Source organism: Stenotrophomonas sp. HMWF023, assembly GCF_003060985.1.
GTDB lineage: Bacteria > Pseudomonadota > Gammaproteobacteria > Xanthomonadales > Xanthomonadaceae > Stenotrophomonas > Stenotrophomonas lactitubi.
This window is the reverse complement of record NZ_QAIJ01000166.1, coordinates 1-8,984: the sequence shown is the minus strand read 5'-3', so window position 1 is coordinate 8,984 and position 8,984 is coordinate 1. Positions and strand designations below refer to the sequence as shown.

Genomic DNA, 8,984 nt, shown 5'->3' with positions numbered 1-8,984 from the left:
ACGGCCGGCCGTGGTGGCGGCAAAGAACACTTCTGACGGCGAGTAGTGCGGGTACAGGCGTCGATACTCTGCGATCACCACCGAAGGTAAAAGATCGACGAACTGCTGCTTCTCCAGTTGCGCGGGCAGGCTCTCCCAGGTCAGCGTGAAGTTGGCGGGGTCGTTGCCAAGAAACGCGCGTGTCTCATCGCGGGTGTTGCCGATCACCATCGGAATCGACGCGGACTGCGCCGGTGCCTGTGGCCAGAACGGATGCACCGGCAGCACCACCTCATCCAGCACCGGGCCGAAGTACAGCGCGCTGCTTTCCACCCGCGAGGGATCGCGTGTGCGCGTAGCGGCCAACAGGTCGGCTGCTGGCAAGCGCAGCAGTGCCCGCAGGTCACGCGCGCCAACCGCGTCCATTGCAACCGAAGCGCGTTGCGCCGCCGCACGCGGACCGGCCGCGGTGACCTGCTGCCCGCTCATCGTCCACGCGCGCTGGAACAGCCCTCGTGCTGCCGGCATCGCCATCAGCGTGGCGATCTTGGCGCCGCCACCGGACTGCCCGAACACGGTGATGTTGCCGGCATCGCCGCCAAACACCGCTGCGTGCTCACGCACCCATTGCAGGGCCTGCACCAGGTCGAGCTGGCCGACGTTGCCGGAGGCCGCATAACGCGGGTCGCCCAGCGCGCCCAGGTACAGGTAGCCGAAGGTGTTCAGGCGATGATTGACGGTGACCACCACCACGTCGCCGCGTCGGCACAGCGCACTGCCGTCGTATAGCGGGTCGCTGCCGGAACCGTTGTTGAAGCCGCCGCCATGCAGGTACACCAGGATCGGCCGCCTGCCGCCGTCGCCCAGCGCCGGCGTCCATACGTTGAGGAACAGGCAATCTTCGCTGCCCGGACCGTCCGCCCCTGTCTGTGGCGCAGATGCGGCGTATTCCAGCGCATCGGCGATGCCTCGCCAGCCTGTCTCGCGGCGCGGCGGCTGGAAACGGTAGGCCGCAGTGTCGGCGCCATATCGCAGGCCGCGGAACATGTGCACGCCCTGCTCGCGCTGGCCACGCACGCGGCCGCCACGGACGCGCGCAACGATCTGCGTGTCATCGCGTGGTCCAGGCATCGCGGATACTGGAAGCGCTGCGAGGGTAGCGGTGGCCAGCGCCCAGCGTGCACTGTCGAGCAGGAAACGGCGGCGCTGCAGGTTGGCATCCACTTGGTTCAACGTGCCGCCTCCGTGGCCTGCAGCCAGCGTTGTGCCAGCAGCGGCCATACCGCCAACGTCGAATCGGGTGGCATGCGCATGCCGAAGCCATGGCCGCCGTGGGCGAACAGATGCAGTTCGTGCTCGACGCCCGCCTTGGCCAGCGCCTGTGCCATCACCTCGCTGTTGTGCACGCTGACCACGCGGTCGTCGTTGGCGTGGATCAGCAGCGTCGGCGGCATGTCAGCGCGTACGTGCTGCTGCATCGAATACTGTGCAGCCAGCGCTGCATCGGCCTGCCCGCCCAGCAGACGTCCGCGTGAACCGCTGTGTGCATGCGGGCCCATGTCGATCACCGGATACACCAGCACCGCGCGGGCGGGACGCGCGCTGAGGCGGTCGATGGCATCGCGTGGCGGGTAGACCGGCGCATCGAAACCGGTGGCCAGCCTTGCGGCGACGTGGCCACCGGCGGAGAAGCCCATCACCGACACGCTGTCGGCATCCAGCTTGCGCCTCATGGCCTGGTCGCGCACCACGCGCAGTGCGCGCTGCGCATCGGCCAGCGCCGCCTGGCGGTCGCGGCCGGGATGCGGCAGGCGGTAGCGCAGCACGAACAGGGTATAGCCGGCACGGTCCACCCACTCCGGCACCAGCGCGCTGTCCTCCTTGTCGATCACCACGCGCTGGTAGCCGCCACCGGGAATCACCAGCAGCGCGCGGCCGTTGGCATGGGCGGGTGTATGCACCAGCAGATAGGGCGCATCGACCTGGTCGATGAAGCGATCGGGATGGGCCGGATCATCGCTGCGCTCGACCACGCGCGCCGGTCGCGCAGTGCCGGTCTCGCCGGGCACCTGTCCGGCCGGCCACAGGGGTATCTGTTCACCAGCCAGCTCCTTCCCCAGCCGCTCGCCCGCGCGCAGCGGCGCATCGACGGCGGACGCAGGGATGGCCAGCAGCAGGCCGGTCAGCAACAACAGCACACGGGAAAAACGCATGGTGGGCAGGGCTCCAACGGGGAGGCAACAGAGTGGCCGAGGTTACCGACAAGCGCTCGTGATGCGCTGCGGCTTGCACGATGACACCGGTTTACCATATACACCTCCTGCAGACGCTGTCGATGGGCAGTGCAACAACGCCAGAGGGAGACCGTTCTTGAGCAACGAACACGGCATACATGGGCAGACGCCGCCGCCGGACGATGCGGCCGCGATCGCCCACGCCTTCACCACCGCGCGCCGCGCCGGCCAGGCCCTGCCCGGCTTCCCGGGCCTTGTCCCGCCTGACCTGGTGGCTGCCTACCAGGTGCAGGATCTGGCCATCGCCAGCTGGGATGACCACGTGGTCGGCTGGAAGGTCGGCTACATCGCCGCCGAGCGCCGCGATGCGTCCGGCGACGATCGCCTGCTGGGCCCGGTTTTCTCGCGTCAGCTGCAAAATGCTACCGGTGGAACAGTAGACATTCCGGTGTTCGTCGGCGGCTTCGGCGCGGTCGAGGCGGAGTACGTGCTGGAGCTGTTGGAGGACGCTCCCGCCGCACAGCTGCACTGGACGCCCGAGCAGGCTGAAGCGCTGCCGGCGCGCCTGTACATCGGCGTGGAAGTGGCCAGCAGCCCGCTGGCGACGATCAACGAACTCGGCCCGCGCGTGGTGGTGTCCGACTTCGGCAACAACAACGGCCTGGTGCTGGGGCCGGAGATTGCCGATTGGACCGCCCGCGACGAAACCGACCTGCGCGCCGAAACCCTGATCGAGGGCGAGGTGGTCGGCACGGGTGGTGCCACCCGGCTGCCCGGCGGCCTGCGCGCGGCGTATGCGTTCGCGTTGTCCCGTTCGGCGCTGCGCGGCCGGCCGTTGCGACGGGGCGACCTGATCGCCACCGGCAACGCCACCGGTATCCATGACATCACCGTGGGGCAGACGGCGCTGGTGCGGTTTGCCGGCTTCGGCGAAATTGCCTGCAGGGCCGTGTCGGCCGGGTAACCGCCGCACGATCCGGTGAACACGCGCGGGAGGGCGCAGATGATCACACGACGACATTTCCTGGCCGGCGGCGCTGCTGCGCTGGCCACCCCGATGCTCGCGGCCTGTGGCCGCGGGCCGGCCGAGGCCATCGATGGTGGCCAGCTGCTGACCGCCACCGACGTGCATGTGGCTGACTACCCCACCGTGACCGCGGTGAAGTGGATCGGCGAAACGCTGCAGCGCGAAAGCAACGGTCGCCTGCGCCTGCGGCAATACCATTCCGGCCAGCTCGGTCGCGAATCGGAAGCGATCGACATGGCCCGTTTCGGTGCCATCGACATCACCCGTGTCTATGCCGGTGCACTGAACAATGCATTCCCGCTGACCCAGGCACTGTGCCTGCCGTATGTCTTCGAGTCGGTGGCGCACCAGCGCGCCGCACTGGATGGCGGCATCGCCGAGGCGGTGCTGCGGGGTTTCGAGAGCCGCGATCTGGTCGGCCTGGCGATCTATGATTCCGGCGCGCGCTGCTTCTACAACACCAAGCATCCAATCGTGCAGCCCAGTGATCTGCACGGGCTGAAACTGCGTGTGGCGTCCTCGGACATCTTCATCCAGCTGATGCGCCTGCTCGGCGCCAACCCGACGCCGATGTCATTGGGCGATACGTTCTCCGGCATGGAGACGCACATGATCGACGGTGCCGAGAACAACATGCGCAGCTTCCATTCCAGCCGCCACTTCGAGGCCGCGCACTACTGGTCGCAGAGCAATCACTCGTATGCGCCGGACGTGCTGCTGATGTCGCGCGCCAGCTTCGAGCGCCTGCAGCCGGCCGACCGCCAGCTGCTGCTGGAGACCGCACGCGCCTCGGTGAAGGTGATGCGCGCGCAGTGGGATGCCTCCGAAGATGCCGCGCGTCGCGCGGTGCTGGCCTCTGGCGTGAAAGCCAACGAGGTGGACCTTCCCGCGTTCCGCGCCGCCGCCCAGCCGTTGCTGCAGCAGTACCTGCAGCAACCCGAGCTGGCCGCGCTGGTCGCCCGCATCCGCGCTGCCGCCTGAGGACACTGCCATGACCGAGACGACGATTGCCGCCGCCGGCCCCGGCCAGCGCCTGCTGGACCACATCGCCGACATCGCCATCTATATCGCCGTGGCCGCGCTGCTGGGGCTGGTGGTGGTGCAGGGCTGGCAGGTGTTCGCCCGCTACGTGATCAACGATTCGCCCAGCTGGACCGAGCCGGTGACCCTGCTGCTGCTGGCCACGTCCATGAGCCTGGGCGCGGCCTGCGGCGTGCACACCAACCGCCACTTCGGCTTCTTCCTGCTGCACGCCTACATGGGGTCCGGCCTGCGCCGGGCGGTGGATGTGTTCACCCAGCTGGTGGTGGCTGTGCTGGGTGGCTTCATCGCGTTCTGGTCGGCCGACCTGCTGCTCGATGGCATGGACATCAAGACCGCTGGCGCCAACCTGCCGCAGAGCATCAACTACCTGCCGCTCGCCGTGGGCGGTGCGCTGATGCTGTTGTTCGCACTGAACCGTGCGTGGAAGGCGCTGCATGCCAAGGCAGCCGATGCCGACGCCGTCGACGCTGAAGGAGATCGTTGATCCATGGGCATCACCATCCTGTTCGCTGTTTTCGCCGCGCTGCTGCTGTTGGGCGTGCCGGTCGCCTACGCGTTGGCTGCCGCTGCGCTGGCCACCCTGCTCTACCTGGACATTCCCAGCATCGTGCTGGTCCAGCAGATCTCCGCCGGCACCGGTTCGGCCTCGCTGATCGCCATTCCACTGTTCATCTTCGCTGGCGAGATCATGATGCGCGGCGGCATCTCCGAACGCCTGATCGCCCTGGCGTCATCGCTGGTGGGGCGCATGCGTGGCGGACTCGGCCAGGTGTCGATCCTGTCCTCGCTGTTCTTCGGTGGTGTGTCCGGCTCGGCCATCGCCGATGTGTCGGCCGTAGGCGGCACGATGATTCCGCAGATGGTCAAGCGCGGCTACGACCGCGATTTCGCCGTGAACGTCAGCATCACCGCCGCGCTGGTGGCGCTGCTGGTGCCGCCATCGCACAACCTGATCCTGTTCTCGGCCGCTGCCGGTGGTGGCCTGTCGATCGCCGACCTGTTCGCCGCAGGCATCGTGCCGGCGCTGCTGATGACCCTGGCATTGATGATCACCGGCTATGTGGTCGCGCGTCGCCGTGGTTATGGCGTGGAAGTGTTCCCGGGCTGGCGCGCGGTACTGCTGCGCATCGTCTCCGCCCTGCCCGGCCTGGGCCTGGTGGCGCTGATCTTCGTGGGTATCCGCGCCGGTATCTTCACCGCGGTGGAAAGCGCGGCCATTGCCGTGGTCTACGCCCTGCTGGTCACCACCGTGCTGTACCGGCAGCTGCGCTGGCGCGAGTTCTTCGATACCGTCATCCATGCCGCGCGCAGCACCGGCGTGATCCTGTTCGTGATCGCCACCGCGGCGGTGTTCGGCTGGCTGCTGGCCTACCTGCAGGTGCCTGCGGCGGCGGTGGACTTCCTGCAGTCGTTCGCGCACAGCCAGTTCATGGTGCTGCTGATGATCGTGGTGATGCTGTTGCTGCTGGGCACCTTCATGGACCTGGCACCGATGATCCTGATCTGTACGCCGATCTTCCTGCCGGTGGCCAAGGCCTATGGCATCGATCCGATCCACTTCGGCCTGGTGCTGGTGCTGACCGGTGGCCTCGGCCTGGTCACCCCGCCGGTGGGCTCGGTGCTGTTCATCGGTACCGCCATCGGCAAGATCAGCGTCGGCCAGAGCATGCGCACGATCTGGCCGTTCTGGTTTGCCGCGCTGGGCGTGCTGCTGATCGTCACCTTCTTCCCGTCGCTGTCGCTGTGGCTGCCCGCCGCGCTGCGCGCCTGATGACCGGAGCCGATCCCATGACACAGACGCTGCACCGCGCTGCTGCAACTGCCCTGCTCAGCCTGTTGCTGGCTGCGCTGCCCGCACTGGCTGCCGATCCCGCGCTGTGGAGGCGCGGCATTGAGCAGCAGCGCCAGGCTGACCTCGGCAATGGCACCTTCCTGAATCCGGTGCTGGCTGGTGACAGGCCCGATCCGTCGGTGCTGAAGGACGACGACGACTACTACCTCACCCTGTCCTCGTTCGACGCCTACCCCGGCCTGCCGATCTGGCACTCGCGCGACCTGGTCAACTGGCAGCCGCTCGGTCATGCGATTACGCAGAACGTGGGCGCGATCTGGGCGCCGGACATCGTCAAGCACCAGGGCCGCTACTTCATCTACTTCCCGGCGCGCACCGGCGAGCGCCGCAGCAACTTCGTGGTCTGGGCCGATGACATCAAGGGCCCCTGGAGCGCACCGATCGACATCGGCCTGGGCGGCTACATCGACCCGGGTCACGCGGTGGGTGAAGACGGCAAGCGCTACCTGTTCCTCAGCGGTGGCGACTACGTGCTGCTGGCCGATGATGGCCTGAGCGTGGCGGGTACGCCGAAGCATGTGTACGACGGCTGGCGCTACCCGGAAAGCTGGGACGTGGAGGCTTATGCGCAGGAAGGGCCGAAGATCCATTTCCGCGATGGCTGGTACTACATGACCACTGCGGTGGGCGGCACCGCCGGCCCGCCGACCGGGCACATGGTGATCACCGCGCGCTCGCGCTCGATCCACGGCCCGTGGGTGAACGCGCCGAACAACCCGATCATGCGCACGCAGTCGGCCGCCGAACCGTGGTGGTCGCGCGGCCACGCCACGGTGATCGAAGGCACCGACGGCCGCTGGTGGATGATGTACCACGGCTACGAGAACGGCTTCTGGACGCTGGGCCGGCAGGCCCTGTTGGAGCCGATCGAGTGGACCACCGACGGCTGGTTCGTGGCCAAGGGTGGTGACCTCGGGCAACCGCTGCGCAAGCCATCGGGCAGCGCGCTGACGCCGCACGGGATGGCCCTGTCCGATGATTTCAACGGCCGCACGCTCGGCCCGCAGTGGGCGTTCTTCAACCCGGCGGTGGATGAATACCGGCGCCTGCGCTTCAGCGGCGACGGGCTGGTGCTGCAGGGCAAGGGCAGCACGCCGCGCGATGCCTCGCCGCTGACCACCATCGCCGGCGACCCGGCCTATCAGTTCGAGGTGCAGATGGAGATCGCCCCCGGCGCGGTCGGCGGCGCCCTGCTGTTCTACAGCGACCGCCTGTACGTGGGCGTGGGCAGCAATGGCGAGCAGTTCGTCATGCACCGCTACGGCGAGGAGCGCCCCACCCGGCTGGCGGCCAGTGCCAAGGGCGGCCGGCTCTGGCTGCGGGTGACCAACAACCGCCACATCGTCACCATCCACTCCAGCGCCGATGGCCAGCGCTGGCAGAAGTATCCGGTTCAGATGGAAGTGTCCGGTTACCATCACAATGTGGCCGGCAAGTTCCTGGCACTGAAACCGGCGCTGTATGCGGCCGGCAACGGTACGGTAACCTTCCGCAGCTTCCGCTATCGCGCGCTGGACTGAGCGCGCGCTGGAATCCCCAGGCTTATCGGGTTCACTACATGTCAGTGCGCAACAAGAACGATGCCGCTACGCCGGCATTGGCAAAGGGCAAGGCAGCCACGATCAATGACATCGCGCGACTGTCGGGTGTATCCAAGAAAACGGTTTCAAGGATCATCAACAACTCGCCGCTGGTGCGCAAGGACACGCGCGACAAGGTGGAAGCGTTGATGCGCGAGGTCGGTTACACCCCCGACCCGCTGGCCCGTGGCCTGGCCTTCCGCCGCTCGTTCCTGATCGGCATGGTCTATGACAACCCCACCGCGCAGTACATCGTGGACATGCAGTACGGCGCGCTGGATGCGCTGCGCGGCTCCAGCTTCGAACTGGTGGTGCACCCCTGCGACAGCCGCAGCCCGGGTTACATCGACGGCGTGCGCCGCTTCGCCCAGCAGCAGAAGCTGCACGGGGTGATCCTGGTGCCGCGTGCGTCCGAAGACCAGGCGCTGGCGGACATGCTGGACGAGATCGGCTGCCGCTTCACCCGCGTGGCTGCGCTGCCGCTGGATGAAACCTCGCAGATGGTGGTCACCCACGACCGCGATGGTGCCGCCGAAGCGGCCGATTACCTGCTTTCGCTGGGCCACCGCGATATCGCCCTGGTGACCGGCCCGAGTGCCTACCGCTCGGCGCACGAGCGCACCGCCGGCTTCATCGAGGCGCTGTCGCAGCGTGGCATCGAACTGCCGAAGGACCGCATCATCGAGGCCGGCTACACCTTCGAATCCGGTGTGGCCGCCGCCGAGAAACTGCTGCTGGGCAAGCGCCGGCCGACGGCGATTTTCACCGGCAACGATGAAATGGCCGCCGGTGTCTACAAGGTCGCGCTGCGCGCCGGCATCAACATTCCGCGCCAGCTGTCCATCGTCGGCTACGACGACAGCCCGCTGGCCTCGCGCCTGTGGCCGTCGCTGACCTCGGTGCGCCGGCATACCCGCGACACCGGCCGCACTGCCGCGGCGATGCTGATCCAGCCCGATGGCCAGCCTGCGCTGCAGATCGCCAGCGTGCGTCCGCACCTGATCGTGCGCGATTCCTGCCAACCGCCAGAGGATTGATCCGCGCCGCGATGGCAACGACACGCCTTCATGACGAACGCGTCGCCACGCGCCTGCATAGTCCGTTGCCGATCGCACTGCTTTTCTGTCACGACCGTTGGTCGTGACGCTCCACCTGCCCCATCCACCCGATCAACCGCGCCCTGCGCAGCCCACCCTGGTATCGTGCGGCGCAAAATGACACCGGTTTCCTGTCTGGCTAGAATCGACCGTGAACCGTGCCGGGGCCGA

General features: G+C 67.5%; 8 protein-coding genes. 6 read left to right on the top strand and 2 right to left on the bottom strand.

What is annotated here, in order from left to right:
- Window positions 1-1,212: carboxylesterase family protein (locus tag DBR20_RS09160; protein WP_258223266.1), on the bottom strand; the 1,212-nt coding region annotated here is incomplete at its 3' end.
- Window positions 1,209-2,192, bottom strand: coding sequence for an alpha/beta hydrolase (locus tag DBR20_RS09155; protein ID WP_108265960.1), 984 nt, complete (start codon window positions 2,190-2,192; stop codon window positions 1,209-1,211). The genes DBR20_RS09155 and DBR20_RS09160, both read right to left, overlap by 4 nt.
- A gap of 157 nt (window positions 2,193-2,349) precedes the next feature.
- Between DBR20_RS09155 and DBR20_RS09150 the strand changes: the two genes are divergently transcribed.
- The 6 genes from DBR20_RS09150 to DBR20_RS09125 are packed head-to-tail and all read left to right on the top strand — an operon-like array spanning window position 2,350 to window position 8,753.
- Window positions 2,350-3,177 (top strand): 2-keto-4-pentenoate hydratase, encoded by an 828-nt coding sequence (locus DBR20_RS09150; protein ID WP_108265959.1) that lies wholly within the window; start codon window positions 2,350-2,352, stop codon window positions 3,175-3,177.
- Between the two features lie 39 nt (window positions 3,178-3,216).
- Window positions 3,217-4,221 carry a TRAP transporter substrate-binding protein gene (locus DBR20_RS09145; protein ID WP_108265958.1) on the top strand — a complete coding sequence of 335 codons (1,005 nt, stop codon included), beginning with the start codon at window positions 3,217-3,219 and terminating at the stop codon, window positions 4,219-4,221.
- Between the two features lie 10 nt (window positions 4,222-4,231).
- On the top strand, window positions 4,232-4,768 hold the full coding sequence (locus tag DBR20_RS09140) for a TRAP transporter small permease (RefSeq protein ID WP_108265957.1): 537 nt from the start codon (window positions 4,232-4,234) through the stop codon (window positions 4,766-4,768).
- A gap of 3 nt (window positions 4,769-4,771) precedes the next feature.
- Window positions 4,772-6,055 (top strand): TRAP transporter large permease, encoded by a 1,284-nt coding sequence (locus tag DBR20_RS09135; RefSeq protein WP_099819446.1) that lies wholly within the window; start codon window positions 4,772-4,774, stop codon window positions 6,053-6,055.
- 17 nt (window positions 6,056-6,072) lie between these two features.
- The gene (locus DBR20_RS09130) at window positions 6,073-7,656 is read left to right on the top strand and encodes a family 43 glycosylhydrolase (RefSeq protein ID WP_108265961.1); all 1,584 of its coding nucleotides are present in this window, start codon (window positions 6,073-6,075) and stop codon (window positions 7,654-7,656) included.
- Window positions 7,657-7,694: 38 nt separating this feature from the next.
- Window positions 7,695-8,753: a LacI family DNA-binding transcriptional regulator gene (locus tag DBR20_RS09125; RefSeq protein ID WP_089241853.1), complete on the top strand. Its 1,059-nt coding sequence runs from the start codon at window positions 7,695-7,697 to the stop codon at window positions 8,751-8,753.
- Window positions 8,754-8,984: the final 231 nt, after the last annotated feature.